At 29.9% G+C, this 18,173-nt stretch carries 15 protein-coding genes; all 15 read right to left on the bottom strand.

The genetic code is table 11. From position 1 onward, the window contains the following. Positions 1-234: 234 nt before the first annotated feature. The 15 genes from ACSVH9_RS11675 to ACSVH9_RS11605 all read right to left on the bottom strand — a co-directional run bounded on the left by ACSVH9_RS11675 (position 235) and on the right by ACSVH9_RS11605 (position 18,074). Positions 235-2,622 (bottom strand): GumC family protein, encoded by a 2,388-nt coding sequence (locus ACSVH9_RS11675; protein WP_438063850.1) that lies wholly within the window; start codon positions 2,620-2,622, stop codon positions 235-237. 25 nt (positions 2,623-2,647) lie between these two features. After that, positions 2,648-3,430 carry a polysaccharide biosynthesis/export family protein gene (locus ACSVH9_RS11670; RefSeq protein ID WP_438063849.1) on the bottom strand — a complete coding sequence of 261 codons (783 nt, stop codon included), beginning with the start codon at positions 3,428-3,430 and terminating at the stop codon, positions 2,648-2,650. 598 nt (positions 3,431-4,028) lie between these two features. Further along, positions 4,029-4,913: an MraY family glycosyltransferase gene (locus tag ACSVH9_RS11665; protein ID WP_438063848.1), complete on the bottom strand. Its 885-nt coding sequence runs from the start codon at positions 4,911-4,913 to the stop codon at positions 4,029-4,031. Positions 4,914-5,284: 371 nt separating this feature from the next. Further along, complete coding sequence (locus ACSVH9_RS11660; protein WP_438063847.1) at positions 5,285-6,409, bottom strand: glycosyltransferase family 4 protein; 1,125 nt, start codon at positions 6,407-6,409, stop codon at positions 5,285-5,287. A 54-nt stretch (positions 6,410-6,463) separates the two neighbouring features. Beyond that, entirely contained in the window at positions 6,464-7,507 is a 1,044-nt protein-coding gene (locus tag ACSVH9_RS11655; RefSeq protein WP_438063846.1) for a glycosyltransferase, read from the bottom strand. Next, positions 7,494-8,573 carry a glycosyltransferase family 4 protein gene (locus ACSVH9_RS11650; RefSeq protein ID WP_438063845.1) on the bottom strand — a complete coding sequence of 360 codons (1,080 nt, stop codon included), beginning with the start codon at positions 8,571-8,573 and terminating at the stop codon, positions 7,494-7,496. Before ACSVH9_RS11650 ends, ACSVH9_RS11655 begins: the two co-directional genes overlap by 14 nt. Continuing rightward, a complete protein-coding gene (locus ACSVH9_RS11645; RefSeq protein WP_438063844.1) occupies positions 8,570-9,070 on the bottom strand; it encodes a serine O-acetyltransferase in 501 nt (166 codons plus the stop codon). Before ACSVH9_RS11645 ends, ACSVH9_RS11650 begins: the two co-directional genes overlap by 4 nt. A gap of 36 nt (positions 9,071-9,106) precedes the next feature. After that, positions 9,107-10,210 (bottom strand): glycosyltransferase family 4 protein, encoded by a 1,104-nt coding sequence (locus ACSVH9_RS11640; protein WP_438063843.1) that lies wholly within the window; start codon positions 10,208-10,210, stop codon positions 9,107-9,109. Positions 10,211-10,317: 107 nt separating this feature from the next. Beyond that, positions 10,318-11,283, bottom strand: a complete 966-nt coding sequence (locus tag ACSVH9_RS11635; RefSeq protein WP_438063842.1) for a hypothetical protein — start codon at positions 11,281-11,283, stop codon at positions 10,318-10,320. A 6-nt stretch (positions 11,284-11,289) separates the two neighbouring features. After that, positions 11,290-12,723 (bottom strand): MBOAT family O-acyltransferase, encoded by a 1,434-nt coding sequence (locus tag ACSVH9_RS11630; RefSeq protein ID WP_438063841.1) that lies wholly within the window; start codon positions 12,721-12,723, stop codon positions 11,290-11,292. A gap of 59 nt (positions 12,724-12,782) precedes the next feature. Beyond that, complete coding sequence (locus ACSVH9_RS11625; RefSeq protein ID WP_438063840.1) at positions 12,783-13,958, bottom strand: glycosyltransferase; 1,176 nt, start codon at positions 13,956-13,958, stop codon at positions 12,783-12,785. Beyond that, entirely contained in the window at positions 13,945-15,195 is a 1,251-nt protein-coding gene (locus tag ACSVH9_RS11620) for an O-antigen ligase family protein (RefSeq protein ID WP_438063839.1), read from the bottom strand. The genes ACSVH9_RS11625 and ACSVH9_RS11620 overlap by 14 nt, the downstream gene beginning before the upstream one ends. 45 nt (positions 15,196-15,240) lie before the next feature. Next, on the bottom strand, positions 15,241-15,786 hold the full coding sequence (locus ACSVH9_RS11615) for an acyltransferase (RefSeq protein ID WP_438063838.1): 546 nt from the start codon (positions 15,784-15,786) through the stop codon (positions 15,241-15,243). Then, a complete protein-coding gene (locus ACSVH9_RS11610) occupies positions 15,779-16,972 on the bottom strand; it encodes a hypothetical protein (protein WP_438063837.1) in 1,194 nt (397 codons plus the stop codon). The genes ACSVH9_RS11615 and ACSVH9_RS11610 overlap by 8 nt, the downstream gene beginning before the upstream one ends. 94 nt (positions 16,973-17,066) lie before the next feature. After that, positions 17,067-18,074, bottom strand: a complete 1,008-nt coding sequence (locus tag ACSVH9_RS11605; protein ID WP_438063836.1) for an NAD-dependent epimerase/dehydratase family protein — start codon at positions 18,072-18,074, stop codon at positions 17,067-17,069. Between the last annotated feature and the right edge of the window lie 99 nt (positions 18,075-18,173).

The raw sequence follows: 18,173 nt of genomic DNA, 5'->3' as shown, positions 1-18,173 counted from the left end.
CCGCCATTAAAAAAAAGAGAGCTTTTTCATCTCTTATGCCTGGTTATAATTGAAGTGATTTAAAAAAAGTAGCCCTAACACTTTTGACTATTAAACCTTAAATAAACTCCATCTATTCCAGCCTTTTAAAAACATAAAAAGAGCGAAAACATACCGTTTCCGCTCTTTTTTTATTCCAATTTTACCTTTCAAAAGCACAAAGTCATTACCATAAACAACTTTGTTCTATTTCTATTATCGTTTAAAATTCTTGAATTTGTTAAAAATTTTATCCGACCAAGTCACTTCTTTTACTTGATTCACTCCATAGCCATAACCGTAACCATAGCCTTTCGTAGAATCTGTATCGTTCAACAACAGACACATATTAGGTAATTTTTTCTCTTTGTTCAACTGATTTGGAATCTGAAGCATTTGTTTATCCAAGAAATTAGCACGAGCCACATACACAAAACAATCCGCATGGTGCGCAATAATCAAGGTATCCGTTATTAACGAAACAGGTGCTGTATCTACGATTACATAATCAAAATCCTTTTTTAATTGTTCAAAAAGCAGATTGACTTTATTACTCATTAACAACTCGGCAGGATTTGGAGGGATAACTCCCGCTGGCAAAATATAGAAAGAGTCATAATCTGGATGCTTATAAATCAAATCCTTTAGTTCTAAAGTATCAGAGGCCAAATAATTGGTTACCCCTTTACTTGGCAAGTTAATATAATCGTCTATCCTTGGATTTCTGATGTCTAAACCTACTAAAACAACACGCTTCTTAGAAAAAGCAAAAGTGGCGGCCAAATTAACCGAAACAAATGTTTTTCCCTCTTTTGGAAAAGTAGAGGTTAAGAAAATAGTTTTAGCACCTGTACCAAAAACACTGGCAAACATGAACTCCAAATTGGTTCTAATAATACGAAGCGCTTCCGCTGTACTCGACCTGCTTTGAATTTGCATCAATTCATGCGGTGTCAATGAGGTTGGCAAATCTCCAATAAACGGCATGTTTGTTTTCCCTTCTAAATCGAGACGACTTTTTATTTTGGTATCCAACAAATCGTGCAGATAAATAATAACAAAAGGGATCAAAAGCCCTATCAACATGGCTGCTAAATACAGTATACTTTTCTTTGGGCTAACTGGCGTATCTGAAGCTAGAGCGTTATCAATAACCCTTGCATTGGCCTCAGTAGCCGATAAAGAAAGTGCCGTTTCTTCTCTTTTTTTCAACAAGTACAAATACAATTCCTCTTTGACTTTTTGCTGTCTTGCAATGACTCTAAACTGGCGTTCTTGCAATGGAATTTTATTTATTTTTTGATTAAAAACACCTTCATTCGCCACTAAATTTTGCTTTTGTATGTTTAAAGTCGCCTTTAGTCGTTGCAAACTGGATTGCACATTCGCTTTAAGCGATGCAATTTGTTGATCAAGAGCAATAATCGTTGGATTAGCAGCACTTGCCGATTTAACCAAACGATTTCTTCTTAGCACAAGTTCGTTGTAAGAAGCGATTAAACTACTTGCTTCCGCTTCATTTGGAATAAGCGTAGCTGGCAATAAGTCAGATGGTGCGCTAGTTTTGAGAAAATCCAGCATCGAGACAACTATATTCCATTGAATGGCTGCTTCGAGGCTCTTTTTATTGTATTCTCCCGACCCTTCCACAAATAATTTGGCTTGCGATTCAATATCTGTCAAATCATTTGCTGTTTTAAATCGTTCCACATCCTTTTCAACCCCATCCAATTCTTCTGTAATTAAAGCCAAACGTTTGTTTATAAATTCAGATGTTTTGAGTGAAATCGTATTTTTATCGCTAACCGCATTGTCATTATAGATACTGATCAAATTATCCAAATAATCCTCCGCTTTCTTCTGTATAGGGTCTACCAAAGACAATTCTACCACACTACTGGTTTTGCTCAAAGGCGACACTTTCAATCGCTTTCTAAAACTATCCGCAACATTCTTTAACGACCTTATATCAATGGTTAGTATAGATTCCTCACTCATCGCTTGAAGTCCATTTGGTTCTAATACATAAACCATAAATACCCCTAACTTGGACTGAATCGGTTTTCCATACTCAAAAAGGGTGTTTTTTGTCAATAGCACCGGTTCCTTTACTACATCATCTTCAACAGCTTTTAATTCAAAGGTATTACTTGTCATTGGCTTAAAAGTCCATGACGCACTTTGAATATAGAATTCAGGGGTCTTGCTCAAAAAACGAATCGCTATTGGTGCTTTAGAGTATAAATCGGTAGCCACAACTTTACCATGGCTTATGATTGACACGTTAAGCTGTAGCTTCTTCACCGTGTTTTCAGCTAAAACCCTAGACTTTAATATTTCTATTTCGTTATCAACATTGTTTTTTAAACCTGTCCCTAAACCCATATCTGCAAAAGCAGATAATTCCGAAGAAATACCGCCTCTTTTTTCATCTTTTACTAAAATAGTAGTACTCGCTTGAAATTGGGTTGGAGCATATCGCAAATAAATGTAAGCAATGGTTACACAAACCAATACAGATACCAGAAACCATTTCCAATGCACTATATATTTAGTCACTATAGCTTTAAAATCTAGGTTCTCTTCGTTGTCTTCTTGTAACATTGGGGGTAATTTTATGATTAAGAATTTATCGAACTAATAGGGCAATTAAAGTAATTAGCAAAGAAGTAGCAGATATAATAACACCGGTATTCGGTCCAACAGCCGAAGAATTAACCCTTACTTTATTGGGTTCTACATACACTACGTCATTTTGAGCGAGGTAATAAAAGGGAGAGTGCACAAAGTCGGCTTTGGTAAGATCGATACGGTTAAAGGTTTTCACTCCATCAAGCTCACGAATCACCAACACATTGTTTCTTTTACCATAAATGGTCAAATCACGTGCTTTGGATAAAGCTTCTATTAAAGTAATACGTTCTGTATCTACTGTATAAGTCCCCGGAGCATTGACCTCGCCTTGCAAGGAAACTTTAAAATTATTTAGTCGTATCGTAATGATTGGATTTTGAATGTATTTTCCAATCTTATTTTGTAGGTCTTGCAGCAATTGTGTACGCGTTAGTCCAGCTACTTTTACAGCGCCCAATACTGGAAATTGAATGTTACCATGTACATCCACCAAATACAATTGCTGAGTTTCTTGACCTATGGCCAAATTAGGTTGTGCACTAGACCGCACATTGACAGTAGTTAAATTAAAAGGTGCCGCCACTTCTTGATTTTCTGCACTCACTACAATCATCAACAAATCATCCGGTTGAAAGGTGATTTCATATGATTTTGAGGCTATATTTTGGGGGACTGTATCACTATCTTGATAATACAACACTTGTTTATTGGAACTACACGAAGATAAAAAAAGAACAATAAGGAATAACATTCCTCTTATGATAGGCGAAACGCTCATAAACTAGTACATTTGGTTTGGTCTGCAAATATAGATAAAATTCTTAAGATTGGACACTCTTTTCTCACAAGACAAAATGCGCTTACTTTTAAAAAAGGATAGCAATTGACAGAAAGCTATGACCACTTCTTAAAGAACATATTTTTGTTGCTCTAAGAGATGCAAATTGTCAGGATTGCTTATTCATTTTAGTCACATCGAGTACAATTGAGAGGCGATATGGGTTGTAACATTTTGGTATTTACTATTTCACTAGCTTTCTTCTGTGATCTTTTAACAAAAAGGCTATCAAAGAGTTACACAAGTGAAGGCTACAATTTTAAAGTAACAATCACTTTAAGTAGAATTTACTTTTTGTTTTCCCCAACCCTAAAGGGTGGAAAAAGCAACAAGTTTTAGACTCAAAACTTAAAACACACCCCCAGCCCCAACGTGTCTAGAAGTAGTCCCATAAATTGAAACTCGTTTGATGTTTAGTTTGAACTATATTACTTGCAATTTTTTTAACGTTATTTGGGAAACACATTGCAAACTTCACGGTTAAACTTTAAACAATTAAACGAATAACCAACTTTAAATCTTAAACTTTTAAAATCGATTAAACCTCCTTCGTCGCCCAACGTCTCACCATCAAATATACCCCAATCATCACAACTAAAATCAACACGCCAACGGCTGTTGTCAAGACTTCTTCTTCAATTAAACATACTGTCAAACAATTCACAGCTAATTGAATTGCAGCATAGCCCAATGCCACTCCCACGTGAGGGAATCGCTTTTCATTAGCCAAATACTGGTACAGGTGGGAACGATGCGCTTCTAGAATGTTTTCTTTTTTGCGTAAGCGATTAAAAATGGTAAGTAAGGCATCGATTCCATATACAGCAAAGAAAAGCAAATACCCTATTTGTTGCGTTGTACTTATCAGTTTGACCATATAATAGCCCAAAAACAACGCCATAGCCACACTCCCTACATCACCTGCAAAAGTTTTAGCTCGTTTTCTTAGATTAAAGAAAGTAAATACCAGACAAGCAATACTCATTACATCCAGCATAGGAATACTAGTAACCATTTCAGGTAAAAAGCGAAAAGTTACCAGACTCACTAACGCATACAAGACAGTAATCCCATTAATCCCATCCATAAAATTAAAGGCGTTGGTCCATCCAATTAACAAAATGGCTACTATAGGCAACCACCACCAACCTAAAATTACAATCTCTAGATCATATAGCACTAAACAAATAGCCACAACATGAGCCAACAAGCGAGGCAACTGTGATAATGGACGTATATCATCAACAAAGCTAACAACTGCCACCAATACAATAGCTAAAGTCAAACTCAAACTCACATACCCCATCACAAAACCAATTACTACAGCTATAGGGAACAAGATGCCTCCTCCTCGCAAGGTAATCTGGGTATGTGACGAACGCAAATTTGGTTTATCAATAATATTGTACCTATGAGCAATCATAAAATAAAAAAGTTCAGCAAGAAGCAGAAGCAAAAAAAATAAAAAATGTATCATTATTTTAAAAAAACCTTAGAAATCAACACAAATCTAATAATATTTGTATCTATCTAATCTAAACAAAATAAAAACTTAACTATGTAAGTCATAGACTAAAAGTAAATCAACATAAAAAAAGAATAGCACTAACCCTAAATATATGAACAATGAGCAATAAAAAACGTCTATTTGTTTCTCTTAAAAAACTACAAATTCATCGATACTATTCAGTGCTAAGGCATCAAAGTGTTGTAAAAAACAATTTCAAATAATACATTAATGATTAATTGAGGTAATATTTTCTATTCATTTTAAAATTATGCCTAGCGCCTAACTTACACTTTTAAGCTATTGTTTACTAGAGAAAATATTGCTTTTTTATAATGCTGAATTATTATCTGTTCATCAAAAACTTTTATCGCCCTTTCTCTAGCTTTACATCCCATTTCTTCTCTTTCTTTAGCGGAAAGCAACAACATCTTTTCCATTTTCTTTGCCAAGTCCACGCTATTTTTCACTTCACACAAAAATCCAGTTTCTTGATCAACTACAACATCTTTACAACCTGGTACGTTAGTGGTTACAATCGGCAATCCCATACTAGATGCTTCAATTAAAACCTTTGACAAACCTTCTCTGTAGGACGGAAGAACAACACAATGAGCAATTTTCATTACCTCTTCGACATAATCAGTTTGTCCTAAATAGTTAATTTCTTTATTCTCTAACCATCCATCTAATTTCTCTTGTGTTATTGCAGTAGCATTATTTTTATATAATGGTCCTAAGATATTAAATCTAACTAAAGGGTACTTACTTTTTAATGATAGCGAAGCTTCAATATATTCCCTTATTCCCTTATCATATATTAATCTACCTATAAATAAAAACTGAAAAAAGCTATCACTTGTATTATAATCGCTGGAAACAAATTTTGTTGTATCAACTCCTGATCCAGGAATTACTTGTGTTTTTGCCACATTGATTAATCTATTCCTAACAAATAAATTTAAATCATCGTGATTTTGAAAAAAAATTTTACTTGCTTTTCTTTGAGAAAATCTATATAAAAATTTTGCAACCTTAGTAGAGAAACTTTGTTTAATAAAAAGCGTTCCTAAACCAGAAATATTATTAATTGTTGGAATATTTAATAATCCTGCTGCTATAGTTCCATAAATGTTTGGTTTTATCGCGTTATGACAAATCAAATCAGGTTGAATTTTTTTATAAATTTTATAATAATCATATATAGTTTTTAGATCATCTAAAGGATTTATTGAATTATTATTCAGATTAATAGCCTCAAAATTAAACCCTTCATCAATTAACTTTTCTGTGTATTCATCCTTAGAAGCAACTGTATAAATCTCACAACCATCTTGTTGCAAAGATTTCAATAATTTCATTCGGAAATTATATATGCTCCAAGAAATATTTGAGGAAAAAATGATTTTCATTCCTATCAATTTTAATAATAAATTATACTCTTAAATTGGTATTTAACAAAAAAATCAAAGTGATAAATAAATTTCTAAATGTTTATCAACAATATACTTTAAATCATATTGAGCATATATTCTAGCTTGTAATGTTTCACCTTTTATAATAGCACTTGAATATTCATAATAAACTTTTCTCATCATTTCAACAAATCCATCCAAGTCAACTAAATAACCATTTGAATCATCAATCAATTCGGGTATACTACCCACTGGAGTTGAGATCACCGGTAAAGAAGAAGCTCCTGCCTCCAATAGTGAAATTGGAAGTCCCTCCCATAATGAGGGCATAACGAATACATGCGATTGATTACAAACTGTGTTAATATCACTTCTATATCCTAATAACTTAACCACCCTTTCTAATTTATTTTGGCCAATATAGCTAACAAGTTCTTCTTTCAAGACTCCATCACCGATTATGTGAATTTGAAAATTAAATTCTTTTTGTAATTCTAAAGCAGCGTCAACTAAAAACTTATGATTTTTAACTTTTTCAATTCTTCCAATACTCAAATAAGTAAAAGTATTACTTTTTTGAACACTTAATTTATATAGAGAAGTATCTATTCCGTTTGGAATTACTACTGTATTATTCTTGTATATATATTTTTTCATTTTTTCTGAAAATACTATATCTGCACTTCGAAAATTTTTTAGTAAATAAATGATAATTTCACGCAATTTTGAACCCAAATTAAAATTATGTGAGGTAAAAACAATTTTTATTCTTGGATTTAAAATCTTGATAAAAAATGCCATAATCAAACTATGAGTCATATGAGCATGAATAATTTTAATATTATTCTTCTTCACAAATGACCTTAAAAAAATAAGCCCTTTTATGAAGGAACTTATCTTTTTTTTAACACCTAATACTTGTACATTTATTCTTGCATCTTGAAACATCTTAACTAGAAAATTCTTTTCACTTATTCCAACAACATATACATTATGACCTCTAATTTCCATTTCCTTAGACAAATCGTATACCACTTTTTCTGCTCCTCCAACATTTAAACCAGTAATTAAATGTAAAACTTTAACTTTTCTCATAAAAACATTCTTTGGTTAAAACAGTAATCCTTTCTGCAACTATCTCCCATTTGAAATTTTCGGAAATGTCTTTATTATTCCAATAAATTTTTTTTCGCAACTCAATATTATCTTTAATTAGTTTAAGTTTGTTTACATAGTTTTGTTTCTCAAAATTATGTATAACATAGCCGTTGACACCATCAGTAATTATATTGTTTATACCTCCTGCATTGGATGTAAGAATTGGAAGCCCTGAGGTCATTGCCTCCAAAGCTGAAGTTGGTGTTCCTTCCGCAAAAGATGTTAACAAAAAGCAATCTGATTCATCATATATTTTTTTTATTTCTTCAGCTGACTTAAATCCAAACAATTTTACATTTTTTAAATTATTTTGCAAAATGGTATTTTGTAGAATAACTCTTTCCGGACCATCTCCTACAATGAAAAATTCAACATCTGGTAAATCAATAGCTATTTCTAGTATAAGATTTATATTTTTTTTAGGTACGAGATTAGCAACTGTTACAACAATAAATCTTTCGTTAGCAAACTTTTTGATTGAACTATTATAAAAAACATCATTTACTCCACTATGTTGAAATATTATTTTTTTTTGGGGGAAAAACTTCTTAATCACACATGAAGATTCATACCCCGTTGTAAATATTAGATCAACATTCTTTAATCCCAAAGGTAGTAGTTTTCTATGCTGAAAATTATTGGTTATTGTATCATGATTAGTGTAAATAATTTTTTTCGCTCCTGTTATTTTTTTTAAAACACCTATAAAAACTAGAGAACTCCAATCTCCATGAATATGTATTACATCAAATTGCTTCTTTCTAATTAATAGCTTGATGACAGTAAAAATATAAAATAAAAACACGCCTATGAACAAAGGTCTAATCTTATAAAACTTTACAATGGGTAGTATTTTTCTATCCTTATAAGTTATTGCATTACCTTGATTAAAAAAAACTGTTGCAGAATTCTCAATATTTTGGAATTTAGTCAAAAAATATACATGCTTCTCCATCCCTCCTTTTATTGGAGGCAATAAATAATATAATCGCAGAATTCTCATATTTTTCTGATAATTTTAGCAGGATTCCCTCCTATTACACAATTTGACGGGACATCTTTTATGACAACACTTCCTGCACCGATAACTACATTATCTCCAATTATTATATCACCGATGATGACGCTATTCGAGCCAATTTCAACATTATTACCAATAGTCGCAGCTTTTGTATTTGTTCCATCAGAAAGCTTTTTACTACCAATAGTAACACTGTTTCGGATTAAACAATTTTTACCAATAATAGTTGTTGCATTTATTACAGTTGACTGACCATGAAATATTTGAAAATTACAACCAATTTTTGCATTTAAGTTAATTTCAATCCCTATTAACCATTCAACTACTACTCTATATAAAAATATCAATGGAAACAAAAAAATCCTTACATAACGTTGTCTATTTAAAGCCGAAAATAACCTAAATAAGAACATAATGAATCTTCCCTTTACACTGTATTTATTGGCTCTCCAGTCTTGTACTAAATATTTAAACATCATTTTATTTATTCAAATTTTGTAAACATCACCACGGTATTACATATCATTTATCTCTTTCCTATACAAATCAAACATCTTGTTCCAATTGTATTTTTTTGAGGCATCAGAATAAGCTTCTCTACCTATCTTTTCTCTTAAAGTCGAATTTTCAACTAATGATATGATTGCATTCTCAAGTTCAAATACAGAACCTGGAGTTACTAAAATAGAATTCTCAGAATTCAATATACCAGGAATAGCACATACCGTAGTAGAAATTATTGGCAATCCCATAGCCATAGACTCTAATATTGTTCGAGGCATTGCTTCACCAAAATAAGGCAAAGATGGCTGTATATAAATATCCGATTTCTTTAGTAAATCAATTAAATTTTCTTGTTCAATCCAATCTATCAATTGAACGTTCTTACTTTCTCCAATTAACTGTTTCAATTCATTTTTCAAACTTCCACCGCCAATTAAAATAAGCTTTATATTAAACCTATCACTTAGATTTTGAACAACTTTAATAGCAACATCATATCCTTTTTGTCTAACAAATCTTCCAACACTCGTAATGACAATATCATTTTTAATTTCATAATCTGTTTTAGGAGGAGAAAAAAAATTACAGTTAACCCTATTAGGTATTAAAGCAATATTATCTATTTTTAAATTATGATTCAATAACGCTGTCATCGTAGAACTCAAGGATCTCACTTTAGTAGCACTTTTAAATACAAATTTTGATATTCTAGACAATATTCTTTTTTTTAAGGTATCCTCTTTAAAGAAATCAAAATAAAAATCTCCGTGAATTTCAATCATAATTGGGATTTTAAAAATCTTGGATGCGAAAATTCCAGAAATCCCTCCTGCTAAAGCATCTTGTGCTAATATTCTGTTAATCTTATACTTTCTTACATAATACAATAGCAATAAACTAGTTAAAACAAATATTTTAGAGGAATTAAATACTTTAGGAATTAGAATTAAATTTATTTTTCCTTTTTTAAATTTCTCAAACTTATTTCGTTTTGATCTTGCAAATACATAATAATTATCAAAACCTGTTGAAAGCTCCTCCCAAATTTTAGAAGTGTGTCCAGAAGCTTCTATGGCTCCGAATTGATTCGCGGAAATATGCAATAAATTATTCATTAAATATGGTTTGATATTAAAAAAAAACTAGTTTGATAAAGCATTTAAGATTATAAACTTCTTAATTCTTACACAACATCAATTTGAAAGATTAGCTAAAAAAAAAATCAAATACTCTTTTTTATCGTTTCTAATTCTTCTTTTAAATAATGAGAAAACAACTTAGCTCCATCTAAATTAAGATGCTCAGAATCATACCAAAAAGAAAGATTAGTTAAAGTCGGATATTTTTGAAAATCATTAAAATCTATTAAAGGAACATTAAATTGTTTTAGCAAAGGTTTGATTGATTGCATACTTCTTTCATATTTTTTTTTAACTGAATGCATGGTTGGCGGCACTATTACAATTATACTTAAATTATTCTCTTTGCATTGATCTAATAAATCTTTTAATACTTCAATCTTTAAAGGCTCAACATTGTCTGAATATTTTACTATTCTCGCTTCTTTTTCCTTAACTGTCAATACAACTCTCAAACTATCAGTATTAGTTTTTTTAAAACAACTAAATCCATCATTTTCAACCAAAGCTCCTTTATGGGTTTTATAAGCATTAATAAAAAGTGTTGGGAGGACACTATTATATCTGTAAAGGTAAGATTGCCATTTAAAATAACAGTATTTATCTTTGCCACTATTAACGTATTTTTTTACTAATGGTTCATTATCATAATATTGACGAAGAGATATTGACGAATCAAAAGCTGGAAAATCCACCGATTCTAAAAATTGATATGGGTCAATAGAAATAATAATATTTTTTGGCAATTTATTTTTATGCTCAAGAATCTCCAAAACTGACGAATGGAAATCTAACAACTTTCCAGCGTGCGCCAAGTTAAAAACCTCACTCCCAATACTATCTGGTATAATTCCAAATTCCACTTTTGAATCTCCTAACAAAAGGGTATTTGTATTACCCTTTTTCCATAGATAAAAATTTAACTTACCTCCTACATTATCACCACATTTAACATAGTCATTTACGTTGAATAGTAGAGTTCCAAAAATTCTATCTATACTTAAAAGTATTATAAAAATAATTAATAAGAATACTAATATTTTTTTCATATAAAACTAAAATTGAAAATAAATAAATTGATCTCCAGATTGAGGGCTAAATAGGATTACTAATAACAGAATCAAAATAACAAAACTTGCATAAAAGAATAGTGACTTAGGATTATATTGTTGTTTAAAACTCCCTTTTCTTAAATATAAATAATCAAACCCAATGGTAATAAATATACCCGCTATAGCCGTTCCAAAAGCCACTGTACTATTTATATAAAAATCTGATATTGATAAATCCGTAAAACATTTCTTTAAAATGATTATTGCTTGATGTAATGTTTCTGCCCTGAAAAAAATCCAAGTTATACAAATCAAATTAAAAACTAAAAAGCTAAAAAAAACTTTAGCAAAAATATTTTTAGTAGCAAAATCCTTAATTAGCTTAGGATAATCTATATATTTCTCAACACAAAGAAAAACAGCTATTAATGCACCCCAAATTATATAGTTCCAAGAAGCTCCATGCCAAAGCCCTCCAATTAGCATTGTAATAATTAAATTCCTATAAGTAAATAATGTTCCTTTTCGATTGCCTCCGAGTGAGAAATAAAGATAATCCCTAAGCCAAAAAGAAAGGGATATATGCCATCTTCTCCAAAATTCAGTTACAGATTTTGAAAAATAAGGAGCATTGAAATTTTCCATTAAATCATAGCCCATCATTTTTGCTATTCCAATTGCCATATCTGAATAACCGGAAAAATCACAATAAATCTGAAACGCAAATAAATAGGTAGCAACTAATAAAGTACTACCAGAATTAAGTTCGTAATTTGGGTAAACCGTATTTACATATACTGCAATACTATCTGCAACAATAGCTTTTTTAAACAATCCATAACTAAATTGTGTCAATCCACAAACAAAGTAGTCAAAATTTATTTTTTGATCATTTTTACGCAACTGTGGTATTAATGCTGAAGGTCTTTCAATTGGCCCGGCTACAAGTTGTGGAAAAAACATTACATATAAAGAATAAATTCCAAGATTTCTTTCTGCTTTTTCTGTCCCTCTGTATACTTCAATAGTATAAGCCATTGATTGAAAAGTGTGGAAAGACAAACCTATAGGAAGGATTATATTAATAAAATCTAATTTGAGGTCTTGACTAAAAAAATTGAAAGCTATAAAATTCCAATTTTCAATAAAAAAATTAACATATTTGAAATACCCCAATAGGAGAATATTAGCCATTAAACTTACAATTAAAATTATTTTTTTGTTTCGTAATTTGGTTTGGTTTTCAATCAGTATTCCAGCAAAATAATCAATTAAAATAGTAAGAAATAAAATCAAGATATAAATTGGCACTAATCTCATATAAAAAAAGCAACTAGCAATGAGTAAAAACGTACCTCTCCATTTAGGTGCAAGTGCAAAAAAAACAATAAAAACTAAAACAAAAAATATTAAAAAATCAAAAGAATTAAAAAGCATAACATATTGTAAGTTTGGGTAAGTATTTATTGAAATTCACAACTTTTATATCCTGAAAATCAATTTTCAAAAATTGTTTCTGTGTACATTCTCGCAACCGATTCAGTACTAAATTTTTTTATGACCATTAGATTCTCATTCTTTATTGATTCTAATTCTATTGAAGACAATTTAGCCATTTTCTTCAAATTATCAGCAAAGTCTCCAGCCTCGCTAATATCTGACATATAATTCAATTGCTTCTCCCCTAATATATCTTTTATCCCTCCTGCATTAGTTGTTACAATTGGCAATCCACAAGCCATCGCCTCTATTAATACTCTTGGGAATCCTTCTGCTCCCGTTGGATTTATAAAAATATCTGCTACTTGATAATATTGATGTACTTTACTGTTTGGCTGAGATCCAAGAAAAATAACGCTTTGCCCAAGCCCCATTTCTCTTACTTGGCTCTCAATTTCATTCCGGTCACTACCCCCTCCAATAAAATAGAATTTAAAATTCTGACAAGCCAATTCAGGGTCAAGAAAGAAACTTTGAAGAAACTTTTTCACATAAAACTTTGTTTTTCTAACAGGTGAAAAATTATGCACAAATAAAACCACCTTGTGGTTTAGCTCTATTTTTAAATCTGCCTTTATCATTTCTTTATCCTCTTGTGAAATCATAGAAAATCTAGAAACATCAATATCGTTATATAGTATTTTTATTTTCTTTCTATCAACACCAACATTTTCAGTATAATAATCCTTCATACTCTCTGGACCAGTTACAAAATGAGTTACATTCCTTTTTATAAAGTTAAATGGAAGTCTAGTCTTGAAATACCATTTTACTTTACTGAAATTAAAAGGTTTACTATCGTCATATTCAAACACAGTTCCGCTGTGCCAATAATACACCTCCAATTTTGAAAAAAAAGACTTAAAGATACATGTTACGGTAGCCCAAGTAGATATTCTAGAAAAAACTTTATTATAGTTTTCTTTTTGAGCCTTCCCTAATAAAACATAAAGTTCTATCAATCTATTTACTTTTTTTGATTTTAAACATACTACTTTGATATTTGAATTCTTCATTAGTGGCTCCCCATCAGACTTTTCAATTATTAGTAGTAATTCCACACCATTATTAGCTATCTCTTCAAGTAAATTTATAACATGAAAAAAATGTTCAGAACTATTAACTGAATAATGATTAAGAATATAAATTAATTTTTTTTTACCTAACTCCATATATTTGATTGATTTTATAACTTATGGCCGTAACTATGCATATCAAGATCCACAAAAAACTACCTGGCAAAAACCAAGTTGCACTTTGATTAAATAATATAAAAACTGTTAACCACACATACGCAGATTTTTTAAAAACATCTAGATATGTTGGCAATTCCATACATTTTACCCTAACGATCTTTATCAATCCATAGATAAAAAAGACGAATGCAATAAAACCAATAAAACCATAATCACATATGACTGCCAATATTTGATTATTGGGTGTCGTTAGAAAAGTTAAATCTCCCTTTTCAACATCAGACAATAATTTATCATATTTATTGTACATAGTCAATGAGTAATTCTGATACCCCAATAAAGGTCTCTCTGATATGTTTTCTAAAGCGGTTGATATTGCATTAAATCGGTGTCCAGTTGTTTGTGCATCCTTTCCGGCAAAATCTCCATTATTATATCTTTGCAAAATTCCAATTTTATTAAAAACACTAGGTGAAAATAATAATAAAAGAATAAAAAACACTAATAAAAATCCAGCTTTGATATAAAAAGAAGGTTGTATTTTTTTTCCTTTTAACAAGTATACTGCTGACGAAACAACTAATACTATAGTAGCCCCAACAGATGCTCCCATTAAAATTCCAATAGCAAAAAAAACAAAGAGTGGTGTTTTTTTACTATACAATGCATATATAGCAAAAAAAGAAAGAAACCAAGGCAATTGATCGCCCATCAAACCAAAAGCTCTAGTTACAGTTTCATTGCTAGAAATCTCACCTAAAATTCCTATTTTCCCAAAAAAGAAAGTATAATAAACTAATAGGGTGTTTATAATAGCAAAATAGACAAGGCTATTTATCACTTTTTTAATGCCATATGTATCAATATTAATGCTCTTAAAATCAATAAAAAGCAAGTAGATTAAAAATAACTGTAAATTAACAGTAACAACACCAGAGGATATACTTGGAGACAGAAAAAAAGAACTTAATGTTGAGAAAAGTATATATATCCAAAAAACTCTTGCTGCTTTATTAAAACCAAAAACATTTACATTTTGCAATAGTAATTTAAAGAATACTCGCAGAAGGATAATTAGCAATAAAAGAATTGACGCTGTAATATCAATATTTTCCGAAACAAAAAAAGGTTCAACAAAAAACAATTTTACATAAAGTAACAGAATTCCGATATATGCGGAATAATCCATTTTTTTTGCTTTCAATATATTCATATAAATTATTTATACCTTACAAAGAGAAAAAACATTTTAAAATAATTATTTTTTCTGAACAAGAATTTTTTTGTGCTTAAATTTGTTGTATACAAAAGGATCCTTCTCTTGGAGCAATTTTTCAACAGATTCTTGATTTCTATATCGTACCACTTTTGCTGGATTACCTACTGCAATACCATAGTCTGGTACATCTCTACTAACAACCGCACCAGCACCTACAATAGCACCTTTACCTATTGTAACACCTGGAAGAACAATCACTCTTCTGCCTATCCAAACATAATCTTTAATAACAACTTTTGCTATTAAAAATTTATTATCAAAAGGTAAACCAGCCAAATCTTCACTGTCAAAATTATGACTTCTTGAATAAATACATACTTCAGGACCAAAGATTACTCCATTCCCTATCTCTACTTCTCCTGTACCATCAATCTCTGTGTTTTTACCTAGGTATACATTATTTCCTAAAATAATTTTATTAGGACTAATAAAAACAGATGAAAATCCTTTGTAATTACAATTTGTACCTTCTCTTTTAAATTTAAAATTATAATACTTAAAAAAAATAATGATTTTTCTAAACATAACCTTTTTTATTTACTTTAAAACTTTGACTCAAAATCATAAACAATTGTAATCCAAAAGTAGCAAGAACAAATGTTATCAATATAGGATAAATTGTATTTGAATTAATATAAAAACTAATAAATGAGCCTATAACTACAACTACCATATAAATCAATTCACTAATATTAGCTTCTTTATTTTTATAATTTGATAGCATTTCAGATCTAGCTAAAAGAAAATAAACATGGGGATAAACTAACAAACTTGGTATTAGAATTTCAAGTAAAAAATAATTTCCAGTAAAAATTTTTAAATAAATAACACCAATAAATAAAAATAAAAATTGAAGAACAACTGAAAAATATAATACTTTTTTATAAAAAATTTCTCTATACCTTTTTATATTTTCCTTATTCATAAAGAATGCTTCTAATGTCCTACTCAATCCAAAAACAAAGGAAGCTATCTTAACAAAAATCGTAAATAACCCAATAATATCTTTATTTGTAAAATTACTGAATACTAAAACTATAACATTTTCTCTCAACCTCTTTAAGAAAGTATTGAGATAATAGGGTTTAAAAACTTCAAAATTATTCTTTATGAAAAATACCGTTTCTGGAAAAACATTTAGATTCTTCATTATAAAGCTAATCTCTTGACGATCCTCAAAAGCATAAATAAGAATTACTATTAGTTGAACAATTGTCATTGTCCATAACAAATCTGTTAAGTTGTCCATATACCCCATATAATAAAAAAGACCAAGCGTAGCCACTTTTAAAACAGCGATTATAAAAAGCATAAAAAAATACCTAAGGAGTCTACCTGACGCTTGAAACTTTATATCAAAGTAACCTAAAAGATAAGTACTGATTCCAAATAAATATACTGTCAAAATATCAAGAGAGATAAAACCTAAACCTGATATTAGTAAAACAAAAAACAAAAATAAAATACTGGATATAATAAAAAAAACCAACAACTTAACTTTGTATTCTTGATTATCCTGTAATTTAAATATGGAAAAATTTGCAGGTATTACAGAATAAATTAGCCCTCCAAAAGCCAAATAAGAACTGAATATAGCAAATTCACCAAAAATAGTTAAAGACAAAGTTTTTACAATCAAATAACTTGATAGAAAATTGATAGCCGCAGTAAGTGTATTTAAAATTGATGTTGATAATAATTTCCTATACATTTTTTATATTATTTTAGTCAGAACATCCTTGCTTAATCTATCTAAACACAATTAGCACAATCATAGATTACGATAATAATAAAATGGATTATTATTATTTAGTATAATAGGACTGAAACCATTTAACAAAATTTGCAACGCCAATATTTATATCTATTGTAGGGTGGTAATTGAAATCATTTTGCAATTTTGTAATATCTGCCCAAGTTTTTTCTACATCACCAGCTTGCATCGGCAAAAAAATCTTTTGCGCTATTTTACCAGTACTTTTTTCAATTTCTATTATAAAGTCTAATAATTTAACTGGCTTGCTATTTCCAATATTGTATAACGAAAACAAATTAGTTTCACCATTATCGTTAATTAAAATTGAAACTACACCGTTAACAATATCATCTATATATGTAAAATCTCTTGAAAGTTCACCATTATTAAAAACGTTAATCGGCTTATCATTTAATATAGCTTCTGTAAATAATGACATGGCCATATCTGGACGTCCCCAAGGGCCATAAACCGTAAAAAATCGTAATCCAATAGTCTTTAGACCAAATAAATGACTATATGTATGTGCCATCAATTCGTTAGATTTTTTAGTTGCTGCATACAAACTTATAGGGTGATCTACACTATCATCAGTTGAAAATGGTACTTTCTCATTCTTACCATATACGCTTGAACTACTAGCATAAACCAATTTCTTTATTTTATGATGGCGACAATTCTCTAATAAATTTACAAATCCAAGAATATTACTTTCAATATAAGTAAATGGTTTTTCCAAAGAGTAACGAACACCGGCCTGAGCAGCTAAATTGCAGACAACATCAAACTTTTCTTTACTAAAAAGTTCGCACAAACCCTCTCTATCCTCAAGATTCATTTTTATAAATTGAAAATTAGTTTTATGTATTGTACTTTCTGCTTTTACATCCTTTCCAATAATAATTCCTAAATTCTTAAGTCTAGCCAATTTTAGATTTATATCATAATAGTCATTGATATTGTCTAATCCAAAAACCTGAAAACCCATTTTTAGCAAATGTTCACAAACATGATATCCTATAAAACCTGCGGCTCCTGTGACTAAAATTTTTTTCATTTCTTTATATATTTAATATCAATATTTCTCAATTACGTTTTTTACTTACAATACATTTAATAACAAACTCTTTTTTATGTGTATACTTTTCTAAGATAT

The organism is Flavobacterium sp. RSSB_23 (assembly GCF_051547145.1).
In the GTDB taxonomy this organism is placed as follows: domain Bacteria; phylum Bacteroidota; class Bacteroidia; order Flavobacteriales; family Flavobacteriaceae; genus Flavobacterium.
Note: the sequence above shows the minus strand (reverse complement) of the source record. Positions and strands in the feature narration are given on the sequence as shown.